The following is a 20,561-nucleotide window of genomic DNA, read 5'->3' as shown; positions in this document are numbered from 1 at the left end:
GAAAAATACCGTGTGATTGCCTGACAATCAGCCTTCCAGAACGGCGGAAATGTCACTTTCAGACAGAATGATCAGCTCTTCACCGTCAATCTTCACGGTGTTTGAGTCTGCATACTTGCCGAAGATAACCTTGTCACCAACGTTAACGCCAACAGGACGCTTTTCACCATTGTCCAGAAACACGCCATCGCCGACTGCAACCACAATGCCCTGGTTAGGCTTTTCAGCGGCAGAACCTGGCAGTACGATGCCACCAGCAGAGGTAGTTTCTTCTTCGACACGACGAACGACCACGCGATCACGCAACGGACGGATTTTCATCGATTCTTTCTCCAACAGTTTGCTTATGCCGTGCAACCTTTTACAGGCTGCTCGCTATCAACGTAATGGCAGTAAAACGATGCACTATCGCTTCACTATGGCCCGGTTTACCCGAACCTCCCTGGTATGCACCCGGGATGAAGTTTACTTTGGCACAGGCCTTAACTAAAAGTTCAAGGCCTTACCGAAGTCTTATCAGGTGTTCCCCTTAGTATGGGTAGCTGGCGCAGTTTTCAAGAGGCAGATGAAAAAAAAACTGACTTTTCCACAAAACTGAGGCTCTAAACTCAAGAAAGAGTGAAAAATTCGTTATATGCTCGCAAATCAAGGCTTATCAATTAATGGCGCTTTTGGCTTCCGGAACGGCCATCATCATTTTCCCGGGTATAGTCCCCATCAATGGTGTGGTTGAGATGGGTTTGATCATGATGCCCTGATGGCTCACGACGATACTCAGCCTCATAAATATTGGTTTGCTGCACATTGACCCCGCTCACTTTCAGCCAGCGCCGGATCAGCAGCTGACGAACCGGTGGAATCAACAGGAATACCCCCAGAAAATCAGTGATAAAACCGGGGATCAACAGCAGCAGGCCACCCAGGGCAATAGCCAGGTTTTCCAGCATTTCCATAGCGGGCAGTTCGCCTGCCGCCATCTTCTGCCGGGCTCTTAATGTGGTTCTGAAGCCCTGGCGGCGAATCACTTCGATGCCAATAAATACCGACAGAATAACCAGGGCAACCGCATTCCAGGCTCCGATGATACTGCCCACTTTAATCAGCACCACCATTTCCAGAATGGGTAAAAGGATAAATAGCACAGAGAGGAAGCGCATAAGAGGCCCCGTTAATCATTGGAGCCTCCTATATAAAGGCAGTGTCGTTTTTTTTCAAGGGTTGTCAGGAAGCAGGAAGGTTGTACTCGCCCCTTAATGAAAAAAACTTCTTACCCGGGTACACCAGCCTCGCAAATAAATCAAAAACAACCGGTAAGTCGGTCTCTGTACAGCCCGCCCGCTCTCCAAAGAGAGGATTCTCTTATGATAAATTATTGTCTTTTATTCACATCCGTTTCAGGATAATCAGTGTACCTTCTACCAATAAAGCATAAGAACAATGAACATCAAAAATAAAAATATCCTGATCACCGGTGCTGCCAGAGGACTTGGTCTGGCAATAGCCAACTGGTTTGCAGAACGTGGTGCCAATATGGGTCTTATGGACCTTGATACTCCCGAACTTTATCAGGCAGAGGAACTCTGTCGTTCAAAAGGGGTTAACGCGATAGCATTGCCAGCCAATGTTGCTGAAGAAGCTCAGGTTGAAGCAGCTGTTCAGAAAGCCTATGCAGAACTCGGCCCATTGAATGGCCTGGTCAACAACGCCGGTATTCTCAGAGATGGTCTGCTGATCAAAGCCAAAGATGGCAAAGTGACCGAGAAACTCTCCTTTGACAAATGGCAGTCCGTAATCAATGTTAACCTGACCGGCGTCTTCCTCTGCGGCCGTGAAGTAGCCGCCAGCATGATCGACAGTGGCTCAAAGGGCGTCATCGTCAATATCGCCAGCATTGCCCGTGAAGGGAACTTTGGACAAAGCAACTACTCCGCAGCCAAAGCCGGTGTCTCAGCCATGACCGTGACCTGGTCCAAAGAGCTGGCCAAATACGGCATCCGTTGTGCAGCTGTCGCTCCGGGCGTTATTGAAACCGCAATGACCGGCGGCATGAAGCCAGAAGCCAAAGCCAGGTTAACCGCGGGCATTCCTGTTGGACGCATGGGTACCCCGGAAGAGATTGCCCGGACCGTTGGTTTTATTTTTGAAAATGATTATTACAATGGGCGGGTTTTAGAGCTGGATGGTGGGTTAAAACTCTGAACATTCGGGGCAGTTTATGAAATATCCGGGTTAAGTAAATCCCTCCATGCATTGGTCTGAAGACCAGACATATCGTCCACTCCCCTAACCTTGTTATACTGAGATCCTTAATTTCCATGACTTGCCTGAAACAGAACGCGTGCAAAGACTCAATGATCGACAGGCTGAGGCCGTAAAATACATCGATACTCCCCTGCTGGTACTGGCCGGTGCCGGCAGTGGTAAAACCAGTGTTATTACCACCAAAATTGCCTATCTGATTCAACAGTGTGGTATCAGCGCCAAAAACATTGTGGCCGTTACCTTTACCAATAAAGCCGCCCGGGAAATGAAAGAGCGGGTTGGCAAGCTGGTGAAAGGCAAAGCCTCTTCCGGACTGACGGTTTCTACGTTCCATAATCTCGGCCTGAATATTATCCGTCGTGAGTACCAGATTCTGGGCTATAAACCAGGGTTTTCGATTTTTGATCAGCAGGATGCCCGATCACTGATTACCGACCTGATGCAGCGGGACACGTCTGCAGATGATAATGGTGTGGATCAGATCCAGCACTGTATCTCCAACTGGAAGAATGATCTGGTCTCCCCGGCCCAGGCGTTACAAATGGCCAGACAGCCCTGGGAGCAGACGGCAGCGATTGTTTATGAGCACTACAATCGCATGCTGAAAGCCTATAACTCAGTGGACTTTGATGACCTGATCATGAAACCGGTGGAGTTATTCAGACATTATCCGGAGGTCCAGCAACGCTGGCAGGACAAAGTTCACTATATGCTGGTGGATGAGTACCAGGACACCAATGGTGCCCAGTATGAGCTGGTCAGGCGACTGGTGGGCGACCGTCGTAAGTTAACCGTCGTGGGTGATGATGACCAGTCAATTTATGCCTGGCGCGGAGCCAAACCGGAAAATCTGGCGCAACTGAAAGAAGACTATCCCAGCTTAAAGGTGATCAAACTGGAACAGAATTACCGTTCCACCAGCCGGATCCTGAAAGCAGCAAATACCCTGATTGCCAATAACCCACATGTGTTTGAAAAAACATTATGGAGTGAAATGGGCGTTGGGGATGAAATTCGCGTGATTAAATGCCGAAACGACGAAATGGAGTGTGAGCGGATTGCCACAGAGATCATCGCCCACAAACTTCGCCACGATAACAGCTATAAAGATTATGCTGTTCTCTACCGGGGAAATTTTCAGTCGCGGCTGCTGGAGCTGAAACTTCAGCACCATGGTATTCCTTACCACATTAATGGCGGCACCTCGTTCTTTGCCCGGGCAGAAGTGAAAGACATCATGGCCTACCTTCGCCTGCTGATTAATCAGGATGATGACAACGCCTTTCTACGGGTGGTGAATACCCCCAAACGGGAGATTGGGCCATCGACACTGGAGAAACTGGGCAACTACGCCAACAAACACCACATCAGTATGTACAAAGCCTGTGAAGAAGCTGCCCTTGCAGAGGACCTGGCACCACAGTATGTCGACAGGCTGCGACGCTTTACCGGGTGGATGGACGACGTTTCACGACGGCTGCAAACCAGCGAAGACCCTATGCAGGTGGTTCGTGAAATGATTGCTGATAGCGATTATGAAAACTGGCTGATGCAGCACTCCTCAACGCCAGCACAGGCTGAAAAGCGCATGGCCAATGTCTGGTTTCTGGTGGATGCCCTGCAGCAAACCCTGGAACGGGGTGATGAAGACAGAACGGTTGCCGATGCCATTGCCCGGCTGATTCTGCGGGATATGCTGGAGCGCAATGAGGAAGAGGAAGATGCCGACCGTGTTCAGTTACTGACTCTCCATGCCTCCAAAGGTCTTGAGTACCCCCATGTTTTTATGATGGGGATGGAGGAAGAGCTGCTGCCTCACCGAACCAGTATTGAAGAAGATAATATTGAGGAAGAGCGTCGCCTTACTTATGTCGGCATTACCCGGGCCCGGAAATCACTGACCATGACACTGGCCGGGCAAAGAAAGCAGTTTGGCGAGATCATTGATACGCTGCCCAGCCGCTTCCTGGATGAGTTGCCACAGGAAGACCTGGTGTATACCGGCTTTGATGAATCGTCCCGCCAGGAAACCAAAAAAATGGCGGGTAAGATGGGACTGGATGCGCTTTACAAGTCTATCGGCGTATAGCCGAAATAAGCAGAAGTGAAGGGCAAGGTTCCCTGCTTCTGCTGCTTTGTAGCTGTAGAAACGACTTGAGGCTTTTACTCTGAGCCTGTTTCTAGGAGCCATACATAACCCGGATCGATTTTTTTGTATCCATACCATGTCTGCGCCCTTTGCCGGTGTTGGTTAGCCTTGGATAAATCAGTCATAGCCCAGAGACTGAAAGTATGCCCCATGGAGCTGAACAGACAACGCAGTCTGAATCTGATTTCAGCATCGACCTGAGGGTCGTCGGCGATTTCCGGTTGTTTCAGCATTGCCTGCACAGCATTCCAGATGACTTCAGGGTTGATGTCAGGGTCAATCTGATCCAGTTCCAGACAATGCATCAGTGACGGCAAAATAAATTTATTTCTGGCATCCAGCACCCATTGCCTGGCCTTCTGTCTCATCGGTGCATCGGGAATGATAGCCGAGCGGAAAAAATCATCAAACTGATGTAGCTCCGTCCAGGCACACTCCTCCCAGATTCGCTCAATGCCAATACAGGTTTTTAAAAGAGGCTGATTCAACAACTTCTGGTATATCTCCCGCTCGCCGGTGATATCCGAACGGGCCCTGGCCGCCCGGATACACCGGAGTGTTTGCAGAATAACCGGATTCCAGTGTCGGGAGAGCAGTTTTTCAAATGGCTTTATGGCCCCCCTGGCCGACTGTACCTGGAAACCCTGAGAATCAGACGATGGACAGGCAGCATGATGTCTGCCGGATCGAATCACCCTGATCACTGGCGCAACCTCCTGGTGAGCTGGCTTGTTCACCTCCAGCTCGCGACCCTCAGCTCCACTCACCTTCGGGGATTCAATGACATCATGCTCTGACTTGTTAACAGACTCATTTTTTTGACCATTGCGCTTCCTGCCTTTATTTCGGGCAAGCCCCACCGGCAGGTTGGCAAACTTTGGTACCTCTTCAGAAAACTGTCGTAAAACTGCGTCAAAATCGTAGTCTTTATCTGAAGCCACTGCCTGCCCTGTTGGTGATTCCGAAAAGGCAGACAACTCCATGGTCCGCTCACTGGTATCCCTCCAATACTCAGCCAGCAGAGGGCTTTTCTTCAGATAATATCTGGCATATTCAGTTGCTGCATCGGCAGCCAACTCCCACTTACGGGCTTTAAGGAAAAAAATATAGGCACTTGACCAGTGATTAGGGGACATTTGTGCGGCTTTGCGATATAAGTTGGCTACTTTCCAGCTATACATTGGTGATGCAGAATGTGCTCGCTGATGGATGCTTGCCAGAAGACAGGTGACTAAAGCATGAATGTCGCCCTCTCCTTGAATGTAGTCTTTTCGGGCACGAGCGACGGCTGATTGAAACCTCCTGTCAACCTCCAGTATTTTACGCCTGCATGGCTTATTTCTTCCGTTCATACCTCCGGCATACAACAGACATTCTGTAATCAATTCCCTGACTATATGAAAGAGTTCAGAACTTAACTCTGAGTCAGAGAACCAGTGTGAGCCTTTATACCGCTCGTCTACCAGAAAGTGAGCGTTCAACTGCTGTAAATAAGACATCACCATTATCTGCATTGCAGCACCAAGCTTGGTTTGTGGTGGCACATTAGGCTGATCGACAAACAATGACGTGAAGCTCACCGGGGCAAAACGCACATAATCGTAGGGAGAGAAGCTGACCGGGGACAAATAAAAAAACATTTCCTTGATGATTGTCGGGCAATAGGCGAGCAAGGTAATGCCCTTGTGGTAGTTAGCGCCATCCTCAAAGAACGGCAACCCGCCCATAAAATAGAGCAGACTTAATGAATAAAAATCCATCATCATGCTGGCTTGACGGGTCAACTCAGCAAAATCATTCAACACACTTTGATTCAGGGCCTGTATCAGATGCTGACGGTCAGTTTCAGACACCGGCTCACCCCGAAGCATATCGCTATAACACTTCAACAGCACCCAGTTTCGGAAATAGGTGGCCATATCCTCATGCATCAGTTTTTGCAAGCCCAGCAGTTTTCCTGTTGTCTGGGTCCGATCTTGCTTCTTCTCCAGCCAGGCAGCCACATGCCTGTTCAACACCCGCTTCAAACCAGCAGACCGCAATTCCTCAGCGGTCAACCTGCTACCATCTACCTGCAGGTTAATGTTGGCAAACATGTCCAAAACGTCGTTACCGGGTACCGCAAACCGATCCAGGGGAATATCCAGAAAGCGGTCAAGCCAGTATACAAGCCCAGAATTGCCATCACTACCCTGATTTGTTGCCGCTTGCACGACATCGGTCTGTGATTCTTGTGGCGTAGCTGTTGCAGAAGCCGCATTTTCAGTACCGGGTGGCTCAGAATAATTCACCACTCTTGCAACAATGCTAATACCACGGCTGCGAATCTGATCAGCAGCAGCCCCATCCAGGCAAATCGACGCCGAGGCAACCTCATGACGGGTGTTAGCGACTCTGTCGACCAGCCACACGTTTAAACGACAACGGTTTTCAGTACGCTCCTGTCGCTGGGTGCTGCGCTCACCAGAATCAGGATCGGCGCGATTACGCTGACCATCACTGCCACGGTCAACTGCCGGAGTATTGGTAATTGGACTAGTGTCACTGCCTGTGCCATGACTGAAACGGCTTTGCATCGGATTGCTTCTGCATGCTGCATGAAATCTTTTTTATTCCCTATGACACTCATTCCTCAAAAAGGTTCAAATGTATAACTGATAACTTAACTCGGGTTAAATTGATCTGGCTGAACAAGCCCCGCGAGCAATGAACTTATAATCTCAGCTTGTTGCTGCAAAAACCTCATAAATTGACAGTCTGACGTTATGCTTTGAACAGGCGGTATCGAAACAGCTACTCTGTCGTTTCAACCCATATTTTATAAACCTCTGCTTCGACCAGGTGCTCACTGGAGTCCCAAAAATCCGAATAGAGAATATTCACCTCCTGATTCGCAGCAGCAGCATCTTCTGCATAGCGGCAAAGACTTTCCTGATAAGTGGTAAACTGTCCAACATCAGGGACCAACGGATGGTCGTTACCTGCCCCACGTTTTTTTACGGGCAAACTTACAGTTTTCTCATCCGATTCATGGTGGAAGCTCTGTTGGGGTATCCATTCATCCCGATAACTGACAACACGTCGATTGCCGCCTAAATGAATATCAATAATACAAAGATCACTGAACAAACGTCTGTTTATCCGCTGAACTCTGGTGACCAGCCCACTGTCGACTTTCTCACGATAAAACCAGTTGCTGTGATAATCCCAATCAACTTCAGCCCCTTCCGGGAATGTTTTAAAAGAGTGAGAAGCGGAAAAATCCTCTGCCAGAGAGGAAATATCCGTAAGAATGAAGTCACTTTCGGAACTGAAAGGACTGCTCCAGAAAGCTTTACTTCTAAAGAAAAAAATCAGCACATCTGCATCTGGTGTAGCAACCAGATCCTTCCAAAGCTCCCAACCCGATGCTTCGACAGAAAGTAAATATTGAAATGAAGGGTACTGCGAAAGCTGCGACGCTTTACTTGCATGCACCGCCAACTCCCCGGAACTCCACAAAACCCCATTAACCCATTCTCTGGAGCCAGGGATGCCAACCAATATCCCGGTTAGCCAGCTATTTTGACTATCGACGATAACCGCATCGTTTGCTCTACCACTCAAGGCCTCTCTCGGTGAAACCTGGGCAAACTTGCCCGGGTAATTCGCTCCTGACCTTCCTGTGGGAACAAGAAACAACACCATAAAAACAATGATGGTCATCCATTTCATCATTAGCTTCCCTGTATGAGTTTTAACATCCACTGTCGCACGCATCGACCGGCCATGCGAGCAGAGGGCAATCCCAAAACCAACGGTTCTTCAAATGCAACAACTCCTGAATTGCCCCAAAGAACGAACGATCACCCTGACAATATCTTTAAGATAACGAAGGTTAGCGATTAAGAACAGGGGTAGATCTTATGTTGGTGCCATCATAAGTAGTTAACCAAATGAAATCATATATTTCTGACTAAGTTGTCAGTCACTCTGCGGCGTTGCAACTCCGGTCACATAGCTACGGCTATGCTCCCTACGTTGCGCCTTGCATAGCAACTGCCCACTTAGCCAGAAATATACGATTCCATTTGGCCAACTACTTAGACTTCATCTGACCAACCTTCACAGAGCTGACGTTTCCATAGCATCGGCACCTGCCATGGCTGCATCTTTAATCTGGTGTTCCATCAGGACAATTTCATCCATGGAATAAAAGAAGCCACCAGCTACATGGCGAATCAATGCCAACAGTCCGGGACGATCCATGAACGCATGCCTTGCCACATCAACAGAAAGCACGCCTGCTTTTGCATAATGGTTAAATCGCATAAATTAAAAATCACTCAAAGATTATTTGCAAAATTATATAACGATTCACAGAAAAACCATTTTATTAACTACAAGATAAAAACCATAGTACTAATTAAAAACAACCTGACAAGAAATATAACAACTACTGCTTTATATATATTGATTATGAAAACCCCCTTATATGAAAAAAAAACATTTATCTATTTTTTTATATAGCCATACCATTTTGCGGAAATAAAATATTACTCTAGAATCCCTTTTAGTATCTCTCCATGCAGTAAGCGAGTTCCATTACCGAGCTTAAATTAATAAACAGTCATGAAATATTTCAAAAAAATATATTTAAAGCTAGGAATAATAAGGCTCGCTTACTGTCCAACCGTTCGGTTCTGATCTTTATTTAGAGAGAACCGTTTTTCTTAATTAAAACAGCCATCCGGATAAGGGGTTAGCATGTTTAGAGGAAAGTGTTTATTCATCGTTTTATTGTTATCAATCACATCGGCAACATGGGGAGCCCCTTCCGATACCAGAGTCGGGGTTGAGGATGGGTATTCAGGCGGGAGTTCTTTGTCAGCCATTCTCAGTAGCGGTACTTTCTCTTTCCTTGAACTGGCTGCTCATGCGACCATTCTTATAGGTGGCGGAAACTATGCTCCGGAAAGCCCCTTTACAAAAGTATTGTCATACATCCCGCAAAAGGTTTATGACTTCGGTGCTACCAACGTTCTTTCCAACCGTGTTGCCCACAACGTCTTCCTGAGCCAGCTATTAAGATTACTGCCCGTTGCCAACGACTACGTCTGTGGCATGATGACACTGACGACCGAGGATGGCTATTATATCGACAGCGTTCTGGTAAATCAGGGATCAATACAGAACGACTCACAATTTGAGCATATTGGCGACAATCTTTTTGTGCCAAAAAACAGAGGTATCACCAACCTGTTATTAGTTAAGCAGATGACCGGGTGGTCAACGGCAGGAAGCGCATACATCACTGAAAACCCAATTGACTTATTCGTCACTGTTTCTGATGGTCGACAAACGTCTACTATCAATGTCCAGAAAAGCTCATGCACATTGTACAGTTATGGAAAAGCTCAAGCCTCTATCATAAAGGGTGATGATGTATCTTTCTGTCTGACAAATTCTGGAACCGACTCAAAAGTATCAACGATTACTGCACTAACATCTGCCTACGGTAAACCAGCTCTTATGCGTATTCCCGGGGAAGCCTGCGAAAGCTATTAGTCCGCGATATTCTAAATGATTAATGTTAATCTCTGACAATATCCAAACAGCACCACCCTCTGAGTAAAACAGGGTGGTTTTTACCTGAACAAATTATACCGGATAATAGCGACTGTCCGTTGCAATACCAGACATGTCTATATCCCAATGTTCTACAGGAATCGATTCAACTTTCTGACACTCATGGGCAAGGCCGATAAGTATTGGCTTTTTTGCAGTCCGGGTAAAAGCAAATGTTCTGTCATAGAAGCCTCCACCCATGCCAAGCCTTCTGCCAGCTTCATCAAAACCGGTTAAAGGTACAAGGGCAACATCCAGCTTTTCCGGTGAAATCGGTTCTACCTCCTGCAAGGAAGGCTCAGGGATTCCAAAACGATTCAAAACCAGATGAGTGTTGGGCAGGTATTCAATAAACAGAAGGTTGTTATTGCTCCCAATCACTGGCAGATAACATTGTTTGCCAGAACTCCAGAGAAAATCACGGAGAACGTCCGGATTTATTTCACCATCACTGGCTATATAAATTGCAATGTGCTGGCTATCTGCAAGCTCAGGCCGGGCACTGAGAATATCACACAACATTACACCAGCGCTGACCTGCTGGTCAGCGCTTAATGCCCGGCGGCGTTCGCGGAGAGAGGTTCTTAACTCAGAACGGGATATCATCGTCAAAATCGTCAAAACCTCCAGCAGGCTGTGGCTGGGGAGTTGATTGCGGTTGCTGCGACTGCGCTGGTTGATGCTGTTGCTGTTGTTGTGGTGGTGATCCGTATTGCTGAGGCTGCTGCGGAGCATAAGACTGCTGCTGTTGCGGTGCCTGCTGCTGGTAGCCACCTCCCATCGGAGCACCCATAGCGCCTTCCTGGCGGCCATCCAGCATCTGCAGCTGGCCACTGAATCCATCAACAACAATCTCGGTAGTATACCGATCCTGACCGTCCTGACCCTGCCACTTGCGTGTCTGCAGCTTACCTTCGATATAGACTTTTGATCCCTTACGAAGGTACTGCTGGGCGATCTCAGCCAGCTTGCCGAAAATAACCACCCGGTGCCACTCCGTTTTCTCCTGTTGCTGACCGGTATTACGATCTTTCCAGGACTCACTGGTTGCCAGACTCAGGTTGGCAACGGCACTGCCATTGGGAGTAAAACGTACATCCGGATCGTTACCCAGATTACCAATCAGTATTACTTTATTAACGCCTCGAGCCATTTAGCTTCTCCGCCATATTCACTCAAACTCAAACAGCCTCCAAGAACAGAGTCCATTCATTGAAGACACCATGGAGTGACCTTACAGGACCACTCCATATTAAAAATTCTCTATTAAAACAAAGGCCCTGTATCTGGTTCCCCGTTTTTATTCTGTATCAACCCGCAGGTTTAATATCTGAACCTAGGAGGCTGACCGAGAATAGACTGCCCTACTGCGGTGGCAGCAAATTGGTCTAAAAAGTCGGAAATTTTTAGCAAATAGAACCACTATTCACTAAAAATTTCCGACTTTTTATCCTCAATTTTCTGCCATCCTCGCTACGGGCGCTATTCTTGGTCAGCCTCCTAGGAGGCTGTCGGACTTAAGACTGTCCTACTGCGGTTGCGATAAATTGGTCTAAAAATTCCTGCTTCTTCGTCAAATAGCCCGGCTATTCTCCTCAGAAGCAGAAATTTTTATCCTCAATTTCTCGCAATCCTCGCTACGGACGCTTAAGTCCGACAGCCTCCTAGCACTGCCCAAACTGCCTTAACTCGGACCAGTTCAGTACCTGCTTATCAACTTTCAGATAAGCTGTTTTCTCAGCGGCAAGCACAGTCACTTCCTGAACACCGTCAATACCAGCAAGTCGCTCTCCCACCGAACTGACATCACCAAGCTCAGGATTCAGGGCCATTACCATAGTACTCACATAAGGTGGTTGCTTCATAGTAACAGACAACCAGCACCACAGGGCAGTGGGAATTGTACAAAGCATTATGACAGCGGGAACACCGCCATACTCCATGGCAACGCCCCCAAGGCTGCCGCCCAGGGCAGCCCCCAGAAACTGACTGGTTGAGTAGCCTCCCATGACAGTGCCACGGGTTCCCACAGGTGCGAGTTTGCTGACCAGGGATGGCAGCGTGGCTTCCAGAAAATTAAAACCAAAAAAGAAAATCAATAAGCCAGCCAACAACATCGTGGCACTGAGCATGCCTTGATAAAACAGCGCAAAAGCCACGAACAGAATGACAATGCTGAAGCTGTAGCACTGCTTGAGCAGTCGCTGACGCTCACTGAAAATAATAAGGGGGATCATCATAACAAATGACAGGCCCAGGACGGCCAGATAAATACCGCCATGGGCAGAGCGATCAAAATCTTTGCTCAACAGCTCGGGAATAAAAATAAATAAAGCCATCAACACAAAATGGAGGGTAAAAATGCCAATAATGTGCCTCAGCAACTCCGGGTTAGTGAAGACCTGATGCAACACCTGACGATCAACAGAACTGTTTAAGTCCCGCCGTTTAATGACCGGCGTTGGCACCAGCAGGATAATCACCAGCATCGCTGCCACCGCCATCAGGGCATTAGCGATAAAGAGTCCGGACAGCCCCCAGATATCACTGACCACCGGCCCCAGTACCATGGCAATGGCAAAGGCAAGGCCAATGCCCATGCCAATCATGGCCATGGCCTTGGTTCGATGCTGATCCCGGGTAAGGTCAGCCATCAACGCTGTCACCGCACCGGCAATGGCACCACACCCCTGTAAAATACGCCCGGCAATCACCCCCTCGATGGTGGTAGCCTGTGCCGCCAGCAGGCTTCCCAACAGAAAAATAAACAGTCCCAGCAGAATAACGGGCTTCCTGCCCCAGCGATCAGAAAGCCAGCCAAACGGAATCTGTAATATGGCCTGGCTGAACCCATAGGCACCAATGGCCACCCCGATCAAACTGGGCGAAGCTCCCTGAAGATCGTCAGCAAAAAGAGCCAGAACAGGCAGTACCATAAACAGCCCAAGCATCCGAAAGACAAAGACCAGGGTAAGGGATACAGCCGCTTTTAATTCAACAAATGACATGGGATAACAGCAAAGTCCTGAATTTTTTTGGTGGTTATAACTGATAAAATTACTGATAAACAGTGTCGCCGCAAGTCTATCAGGATTCAGATCCCGGATGCTATGCAGAAAGCATGCTCACGGATTATAGCCCAGGGGTAATCATCATCAGTGATGATGAGACCCGTTGATGCTTTACCCGGCACTCAGGCAATCGTCGCCAGGTCAGGTGGTCAGGCAAAAACACTCTCTTGCGTCTGCGACAAAATGTCACTGTTGCTACCTTAACATGCTGACTATAAATACAAGTCAAAGCCTCTTGAAAATTCGTTGTGTGCCTATCAAAAACATCAAAATCATCAAAAACAACAGCCGAGCACACGTATCAGGATCTGGTTTACCGCTGGCGGCAGCAGCCTGACATCGAAACTATCAGGAATAAGTACGCTATCCTCACGTGAGTAGATTAATTAATGAGTGATATTTTTAAAAAAAACATCTTTCTTATATTGGTCATTTGTTTTCCCTTACTTGCTGCAACTACAGCAATTCCTGCTGATACATCAGTTTCAGAACCCCCTATTTCGGCACATTACAAAAAGCAAAATAGTGATGGCACAGAAACCAGCTGCATTGTGACCGGGAATGAAACTCAAGAAGAACGAGAAAGACTGCACAAAGCTGGCTGTACTCTGGAAACACTTCGAAATAACCCTGATATTGATGTTGAGGTCACATTAAAAACAAACACTGGTCCCAGATCGATCCTGATGACATCCAAATACTATTTAATGTGGTTAAACAGCGGCCTCCATGCCGTCAATATCTCTCGCACCTTACCTTTTGCTGTCCTCAATCTGGTGGTTTTTCATCCTGGTGAAGCACTGAAATACCTGGGTTTTTCAGCACTATATAATGTAGGCTTGTCCCGTAATGCCAACCAGACACTCTACCCATTCCTTGGTAAACACCTCTCATCTTACTTTTATCCTGATGGCCGGGATAACAGTAATAACGTTGAACCTGAAAGCCTTGGCCTTGGAGGCCACATCCTGGTCATCAGTGCAGATCTTATTATGTGGTGGCTGGAGGCCCCTGACTTTGGCTTTAACATAAACAGTCTGATGCTCGGTCTGGATTTATTACACTTTGTCCTTGATATGGCAATATAAACCGGACAAGGCATTTTCTATAAGTAGTTGGCCAAATGGAATCGTATATTTCTGGCTAAGTGGACAGTTACTATGCAAGGCACAACGCAGGAAGCATAGCCGTAGCTATGTGACCGGAGTTGTAACGCCGCAGAGTGACTGTCCACTTAGTCAGAAAATATGATTTCATTTGGTTAACTACTTAAAGTGCCTGACTGACGCAGGAGCCTGCAAAATCAAATAAATTAATCTTTTGGTTGGTACCCTTTTAGAACGCTATTCAAAACCAGCACGTTGGTTGGAGAGTAAACCAGAGGGATAAACGTTATCCATGTCAAAAAGCACCTACACCGTTGCCAAGAATAATAAAACTATCAAAATAACACGGCATTTGTTTAATTTTTGGTTTCAATGCATCCCGGCAATGCTGCTTACCATTTCTCTCCCATGTCTGTCCGACACTATCAAAGAAGAAACCACAGGCTTCTCGATGTCAGCCAGCTACATGACAATTAATGAACACGGAAAAGAAACCCTTTGCACAATCTCAAGTAACGACCACATTGAAAAATTGCAAGCGTTGAAAAGCACAGACTGTAAGCTCCCCATGTCAAATGCCCCTAATGATCAGTCAGTCATTCTGATCTCCCATAGCCCCTACCATGAAACCAGGCAGATATTACTCACTACCCGCAACCTGCTGATGTGGTCCTATATGGCAGTGCACGTCTACAAACTCCTGGACTCGGGAAATATCCTCTGGACTCAGCAGGAAGCCTGCCCCTGCAGCGGGAAATTAATGGATATCAGCAATAAACCGGACAGGTTAATGACCAAAGGTTTCTTTTTTACCTACTACCTCCTGAGCCTCGGATATCATGGCTGGCGTTATATTCAATCCTATATAAATCCTGGTGCCGCAGCCCCTGACAACAAAACATCTGAGTTCAAGAATGATGAAACTGCATGGTCCGACACACTGAACAACGTCATATCCAGAGTTTCAGAGTACCCTTATGCCGGTCAAATTCTGACCTTGGCTCTGGATTCAGCCGCACTGAAATGGGACTGTCGATGCCCCGGCTATTTTACCAACAGCAAAGGTGGCCTTTACTTCAACGGCCACCTCTGGATGCTTTTGCTGAATGTCGCAATTTTTACTACAGACTTGGCGATCGACTACTTATAATACTCCGTTTGCTCTCAGAGCCTGTTGGTGACCTTTTTCAGCTTGCAGAAAGGCCACCAACAGGCTCTCTCACTGGCACGGAGAAAAGGCTGTGGAAAAGATTACCGTACAGGGCGCACGTACACACAATCTGAAAAACATCAACCTGGAGATGCCCCGTGACAGCCTGATAGTAATCACCGGCCTATCGGGTTCCGGTAAATCTTCCCTGGCCTTTGACACGCTGTATGCAGAAGGCCAGCGTCGTTATGTTGAGTCCCTGTCAGCCTATGCCCGCCAGTTTCTATCCATGATGGAAAAGCCCGATGTAGACCATATCGAAGGACTCTCGCCGGCTATCTCCATTGAGCAGAAATCCACCAGCCATAACCCGCGCTCCACCGTCGGTACGATCACAGAAATCTATGACTATCTCCGGTTACTGTTTGCCCGCGTCGGCATTCCACACTGCCCGACACACCACCTGCACCTGGAAGCTCAAACCGTCAGTCAGATGGTAGACCAGGTTCTGGCACTGCCCGAAGGCACCAAACTGATGCTGCTGGCCCCGGTGGTCAGGGGGCGCAAGGGTGAACACCTCCATGTATTCAACGAACTGAGAAGCAACGGTTTTATCCGTGCCAGAATCAACGGGATTGTTACGGATCTTGATACACCACCAAAACTGGATAAAAAGAAGAAGCACACCATCGAAGTGGTCATAGACCGCTTCAAGGTGCGTGATGATTTACAACTGCGCCTCTCCGAGTCGTTTGAAACGGCCCTTGAGTTGACCGATGGCCTTGCTACTGTCAGCTACATGGATGATGACGCTAAAGACGACATTGTCTTCTCTTCCCGTTTCGCCTGCCCGGAATGCGGTTACAGCCTCAATGAGCTGGAACCACGGCTTTTTTCCTTTAACAATCCGGCCGGAGCATGCGCCACTTGTGATGGGCTGGGTGTTAAACAGTTCTTCGACCAGGATCGTATAGTACAGCATCCTGAATTAACATTGGCAGAAGGCGCAATCCGTGGTTGGGACCGGCGCAGCGTTTACTACTTTCACTTGCTGAAATCACTGGCCGCTCACTACGGCTTCAGCATTGACACCCCGTTTGATGACTTAAGCCCGGAACAGCAGACCATTATTCTTCATGGGTCCGGTGATGAAGAGGTCAATTTCAGTTACGTCAATGACCGGGGGGATGTCTATAAAAAACGACATATTTTTGAAGGCATTATTCCCAACTTTGAGCGACGTTTCAGGGACACCGACTCCCAGTCCGTCCGGGAAGAGCTGGCCAAATACCTCAGTACCCAGCCATGCCCATCCTGTAAAGGCACCCGTTTACGCAAAGAAGCCCGGAATGTATTTGTCCAGAATGAAACCCTGCCGGACCTGGTTAAATTACCCGTTGAAAAAGCGCTGGTCTATTTTCAGGATCTTGACCTGCCCGGTCGCCGTGGCGAGATTGCCAGAAAAGTACTTAAGGAAATCTGCGATCGACTGAGCTTTCTGGTCAATGTCGGCCTGAACTATCTTACCCTGGAGCGCAGTGCGGATACCCTTTCCGGTGGTGAGGCCCAGAGAATACGACTGGCCAGCCAGATTGGCGCAGGTCTGGTTGGGGTAATGTATATTCTTGATGAACCCAGTATCGGGCTGCATCAACGGGACAATGAACGTCTTCTGAATACGCTGACCCGTTTGCGAGACCTGGGTAATACGGTGATCGTCGTTGAACATGATGAAGATGCCATTCGCAGCGCAGATCATGTGATCGATATTGGCCCCGGTGCCGGTGTTCATGGTGGCGCCATCGTTGCCCAGGGAACCCCCGGACAGATCATGGACTCCCCGGATTCTTTAACGGGTCAATACCTCTCAGGTATTCGCAGGATCAATGTGCCATCCAACAGAACATCCGCAGACGCAAAGAAAACCCTGAAACTCAGTGGTTGCAGCGGCAATAACCTGAAACATGTCACACTGGAAATTCCAGTGGGTTTAATGACCTGTGTTACCGGCGTTTCGGGCTCTGGCAAGTCCACCTTAATCAATGGCACACTGTATCCACTGGCCGCCACAGCGCTCAATAAAGCAACGACATTAACCGCTGCTCCCTATAAAAAGCTGACCGGCATTCAGCACTTTGATAAATGCATTGATATTGACCAGAGTCCCATTGGCCGGACACCACGCTCTAACCCGGCCACCTACACCGGGATTTTTACCGCCATTCGTGAACTCTTCGCCGGCACTCAGGAGGCTCGTTCACGGGGCTATAAACCCGGCCGATTCAGCTTCAATGTCAAGGGTGGCCGATGCGAGGCCTGCCAGGGAGACGGTGTTATCAAAGTAGAAATGCACTTTCTGCCAGATATCTACGTTGCCTGCGATGTCTGTAAGGGCAAACGTTATAACCGCGAAACACTGGAAGTAAAATACAAAGGCAAGAACATCCACGAAGTACTTGAAATGACCGTGGAAGAAGCACTGCAATATTTCGATCCAATACCCGCGATCAAGCGCAAACTGCAAACCCTGATGGATGTAGGGCTTTCCTATATTCATCTCGGGCAGAACGCTACCACCTTGTCGGGTGGTGAAGCCCAGCGGGTGAAACTGGCGAAAGAGCTGTCCAAACGGGATACCGGTAAAACACTCTATATACTGGACGAGCCCACCACCGGGCTCCATTTTCACGACATTGAACAGCTACTCACTGTCCTTCATCGTTTGCGGGATCATGGCAACAGCGTGGTCGTCATTGAGCACAACCTGGATGTGATTAAAACGGCAGACTGGATTATTGACCTGGGCCCGGAAGGTGGTGATGGCGGCGGGCAGATTATTGCCACTGGCACCCCGGAAGCCGTATCGGATGTTCCAGAGTCTCATACCGGCCGCTTCCTGAAACCGATGCTTGCTTGACACGCGACTATCTTAAGGTGCAGAAAAGAAGCCAAATCTGCACCTATTGAGAAAAGCATCCCTATCTACTTCATTCTGGTCGATCTGGTACGTCATCCCCGGCTGCTTGTCGCTCACACGCATCCAACAAAGTACAGACTCGCTCGAAAATAAAGCCACCAGGCCGCATACATACCTGTTCGGCAATTTTCGTAACAATCACAATCACAGGAGATATACAAATTGCCTCTAGAACAGTTACCACCTTCATCGCAGTGTCTGATTCACGTGCTATTAACCGACGTCCTAGCTCGGTACTGGACAACAGGTAATGATGTCCGATACAACCTACACAAAAAGGTACTGCCGCAGTAATAATGGCAACGCATCGGCCAAAATCTCTTGCTTTTTTCCTTATATGGCGTGAAACACCAGCCGATGGCAGATTGTCAACTGCATCGTGGGCACCTTGTTGAACCTGGTTTACACCTGAAGCCTGCATAGTAACAACCTCTTGGAATGAGCAATTAAACGAATTGCATTACCGATCATAATTTTTGGACAAGATTTGTTGACAAAAGTTTCGTTATATAATCATCCTTTATTAGCCCCCAATTAATGCCTCACCCTGTCGGCAAAAGCCATGGACTTTTACTTTCAATTATCAAGATAAATGCAAATAGGAACACTTTGTTTCTATTACTCGAGTAATAAACTTGACTGCACCATGACCTGAATCCAGTAAACTATTTCTTCCAGTATCATGACTGGGTTCTGACTGGCAAGCCGCTATTAACACCACTTCTGGTCAATCTGTCCACCGGCAAACATTACGAACGTGGAATTGACTAGGAGGCTGACCGAGAATAGCGCCCGTAGCGAGGATGGCAGAAAATTGAGGATAAAAAGTCGGAAATTTTTAGTGAATAGTGGTTCTATTTGCTAAAAATTTCCGACTTTTTAGACCAATTTGCTGCCACCGCAGTAGGGCAGTCTATTCTCGGTCAGCCTCCTGGGAGGCTGTCGGACTTAAGACGGCCCTACACGGCAATGGCTCCTGCGTTGCCCTGGCTCCGCTTCAGGACGAACGGAGCCTGGACATCAATGATAGAAATAGAAGGAACCCATCAATTACATTGAAACCGTGTCAGAAAGGAACTTTTATAAGAAAGAGTAATCTCTAGCTGTAAGTCAGTAATAATACAATTCAATGAATCACCTTAATAACATACCTTCATTCGATTCTTATTTTACCGGCCTTTATTGCGGCTCGTTAGATTTGCCAGAGCAAACGTATAAATTCAGTGTCAGTGGACAACAGTCTGAATACCAGGGCATGTCTGTTCAGACACTGAACGCTCCTTTTCCGGTTTACCATAATCCGTCAGATACACATAAAAATTTTGCTGGTTCTATTAATTCATTGAATAAATATACTATTAATTCTTCAACCCTTGCCGCTTCAGCAAACACTTTCGCAAATGATATTCCCGAGATACCTCAATCAGCTCTTGACCAATATGTACCCTGGAATTCTGATGACCAACAGTTTCATTATACGTTGCCATCGACATCAGATATTCCCTTTATTCAGCAATTATGCTTATCGGGAAGCGAGCCTGAGATCAGGGAACCAGCATCAGTAAGCTATTTGAATCCAGATAATAAGTTAACTCATTTTCCTGTCATACCCGACAATCCAGAGGATTTACAACCAACTGCTGTAGCTAACCCACTCAGCCTGAACCAAACAACCCGGGCACAAGGAATAGTTGATGGTAACTCTTCAATCGTTAAGCACAAGAAGGCGCTTCAAAATAATCCTGCTTGCCCGGGGAACCAAAGGGGGCTCCAAAGGAAGTGCCACAAGAATGATTCTTCATACGCAGAGCGCCAAAGGATGCGCCAAAGGGTGTACAAAAAGAAGCGTTACATGAATGATCCCGATTTCGCAGAGCGCCTGAAGAAGTATCAAAGGGAGTATCAAAGGGAGCGTCGCAAAGATCCTGCTTACCTGGAGTACCTCAAACTGCGCCAAAGGGAGCTCCGTAAAGACCCCGCATTCTCTGAGCGCGAAAGGGCGCTTGGCAGACAACGTTACAAAAATCCTGATTACGCAAACTGCCAAAAGGCTCTCAGCCGTGAGTGGCAGAGGAATCGTCGCCAGGATCCTGCTTACCTGGAGCGAGAAAAAGGAGACTCGTTATGGATCGCAGGAAAAGATCCCAATTACTCAAAGCGCAAAAAGAGTGCAGTACAAATTCGTTAGCAAAAATAAAGCCCTGTGCTGCCTCAGACAACACAGGGCTTCAATAAGTAT

Annotated in this window: 17 protein-coding genes; 8 read left to right on the top strand and 9 right to left on the bottom strand. The window is 47.7% G+C overall.

Translation table 11 applies throughout. The annotated features are described in order from the left end of the window. Positions 1–27: 27 nt before the first annotated feature. Complete coding sequence (locus tag ACO6UX_RS20685; protein ID WP_101744992.1) at positions 28–321, bottom strand: co-chaperone GroES; 294 nt, start codon at positions 319–321, stop codon at positions 28–30. 25 nt (positions 322–346) lie between these two features. On the opposite strand from ACO6UX_RS20685, the gene ACO6UX_RS20680 reads away from it, so the two are divergent. Further along, the gene (locus ACO6UX_RS20680) at positions 347–490 is read left to right on the top strand and encodes a hypothetical protein (protein WP_422450211.1); all 144 of its coding nucleotides are present in this window, start codon (positions 347–349) and stop codon (positions 488–490) included. Positions 491–659: 169 nt separating this feature from the next. Here ACO6UX_RS20680 and ACO6UX_RS20675 read toward each other — a convergent pair whose 3' ends face one another. Then, the gene (locus ACO6UX_RS20675; RefSeq protein ID WP_422450210.1) at positions 660–1,157 is read right to left on the bottom strand and encodes an FxsA family protein; all 498 of its coding nucleotides are present in this window, start codon (positions 1,155–1,157) and stop codon (positions 660–662) included. Between the two features lie 280 nt (positions 1,158–1,437). On the opposite strand from ACO6UX_RS20675, the gene ACO6UX_RS20670 reads away from it, so the two are divergent. Together ACO6UX_RS20670 and rep are read left to right on the top strand one after the other, a co-directional pair. After that, positions 1,438–2,199 carry an SDR family oxidoreductase gene (locus tag ACO6UX_RS20670; RefSeq protein WP_422450209.1) on the top strand — a complete coding sequence of 254 codons (762 nt, stop codon included), beginning with the start codon at positions 1,438–1,440 and terminating at the stop codon, positions 2,197–2,199. A gap of 139 nt (positions 2,200–2,338) precedes the next feature. Beyond that, entirely contained in the window at positions 2,339–4,351 is a 2,013-nt protein-coding gene (gene rep, locus ACO6UX_RS20665; protein ID WP_422450208.1) for a DNA helicase Rep, read from the top strand. A gap of 74 nt (positions 4,352–4,425) precedes the next feature. On the opposite strand, the gene ACO6UX_RS20660 is transcribed toward rep, so the two are convergent. From ACO6UX_RS20660 to ACO6UX_RS20650, 3 genes are all read right to left on the bottom strand, one after another. Next, positions 4,426–6,987 (bottom strand): hypothetical protein, encoded by a 2,562-nt coding sequence (locus tag ACO6UX_RS20660; RefSeq protein WP_422450207.1) that lies wholly within the window; start codon positions 6,985–6,987, stop codon positions 4,426–4,428. Positions 6,988–7,204: 217 nt separating this feature from the next. Beyond that, complete coding sequence (locus tag ACO6UX_RS20655; protein WP_422450206.1) at positions 7,205–8,128, bottom strand: hypothetical protein; 924 nt, start codon at positions 8,126–8,128, stop codon at positions 7,205–7,207. Between the two features lie 387 nt (positions 8,129–8,515). After that, positions 8,516–8,659 (bottom strand): hypothetical protein, encoded by a 144-nt coding sequence (locus tag ACO6UX_RS20650; RefSeq protein ID WP_422450205.1) that lies wholly within the window; start codon positions 8,657–8,659, stop codon positions 8,516–8,518. A 498-nt stretch (positions 8,660–9,157) separates the two neighbouring features. Here ACO6UX_RS20650 and ACO6UX_RS20645 point away from each other — a divergent pair, with 498 nt between their 5' ends. Beyond that, positions 9,158–9,958 carry a hypothetical protein gene (locus ACO6UX_RS20645; RefSeq protein WP_269675406.1) on the top strand — a complete coding sequence of 267 codons (801 nt, stop codon included), beginning with the start codon at positions 9,158–9,160 and terminating at the stop codon, positions 9,956–9,958. A 93-nt stretch (positions 9,959–10,051) separates the two neighbouring features. On the opposite strand, the gene ACO6UX_RS20640 is transcribed toward ACO6UX_RS20645, so the two are convergent. From ACO6UX_RS20640 to ACO6UX_RS20630, 3 genes are all read right to left on the bottom strand, one after another. Continuing rightward, positions 10,052–10,624 carry a 5-formyltetrahydrofolate cyclo-ligase gene (locus tag ACO6UX_RS20640; protein ID WP_422450204.1) on the bottom strand — a complete coding sequence of 191 codons (573 nt, stop codon included), beginning with the start codon at positions 10,622–10,624 and terminating at the stop codon, positions 10,052–10,054. Continuing rightward, entirely contained in the window at positions 10,608–11,171 is a 564-nt protein-coding gene (gene ssb / locus ACO6UX_RS20635; protein ID WP_422450203.1) for a single-stranded DNA-binding protein, read from the bottom strand. Before ssb ends, ACO6UX_RS20640 begins: the two co-directional genes overlap by 17 nt. A 511-nt stretch (positions 11,172–11,682) precedes the next feature. Beyond that, positions 11,683–13,026, bottom strand: a complete 1,344-nt coding sequence (locus ACO6UX_RS20630; RefSeq protein WP_422450202.1) for an MFS transporter — start codon at positions 13,024–13,026, stop codon at positions 11,683–11,685. Positions 13,027–13,640: 614 nt separating this feature from the next. Here ACO6UX_RS20630 and ACO6UX_RS20625 point away from each other — a divergent pair. The 3 genes from ACO6UX_RS20625 (at position 13,641) to uvrA (ending at position 18,262) form a co-directional block, all read left to right on the top strand. Beyond that, a complete protein-coding gene (locus ACO6UX_RS20625; protein ID WP_422450201.1) occupies positions 13,641–14,177 on the top strand; it encodes a hypothetical protein in 537 nt (178 codons plus the stop codon). A gap of 586 nt (positions 14,178–14,763) precedes the next feature. Then, entirely contained in the window at positions 14,764–15,345 is a 582-nt protein-coding gene (locus ACO6UX_RS20620) for a hypothetical protein (protein WP_422450200.1), read from the top strand. Positions 15,346–15,436: 91 nt separating this feature from the next. After that, on the top strand, positions 15,437–18,262 hold the full coding sequence (gene uvrA / locus ACO6UX_RS20615) for an excinuclease ABC subunit UvrA (RefSeq protein WP_422450199.1): 2,826 nt from the start codon (positions 15,437–15,439) through the stop codon (positions 18,260–18,262). A gap of 70 nt (positions 18,263–18,332) precedes the next feature. Here the strand turns inward: uvrA and ACO6UX_RS20610 are convergent, their stop codons facing one another. Further along, positions 18,333–18,743: a hypothetical protein gene (locus tag ACO6UX_RS20610; RefSeq protein ID WP_422450198.1), complete on the bottom strand. Its 411-nt coding sequence runs from the start codon at positions 18,741–18,743 to the stop codon at positions 18,333–18,335. A gap of 708 nt (positions 18,744–19,451) precedes the next feature. Between ACO6UX_RS20610 and ACO6UX_RS20605 the strand changes: the two genes are divergently transcribed. Further along, the gene (locus tag ACO6UX_RS20605) at positions 19,452–20,510 is read left to right on the top strand and encodes a hypothetical protein (RefSeq protein WP_422450197.1); all 1,059 of its coding nucleotides are present in this window, start codon (positions 19,452–19,454) and stop codon (positions 20,508–20,510) included. The last annotated feature ends 51 nt before the right edge of the window (positions 20,511–20,561 follow it).

Source organism: Endozoicomonas sp. ALB091, assembly GCF_049310265.1.
In the GTDB taxonomy this organism is placed as follows: domain Bacteria; phylum Pseudomonadota; class Gammaproteobacteria; order Pseudomonadales; family Endozoicomonadaceae; genus Endozoicomonas.
This window is presented reverse-complemented; position numbering and strand designations above follow the sequence as displayed.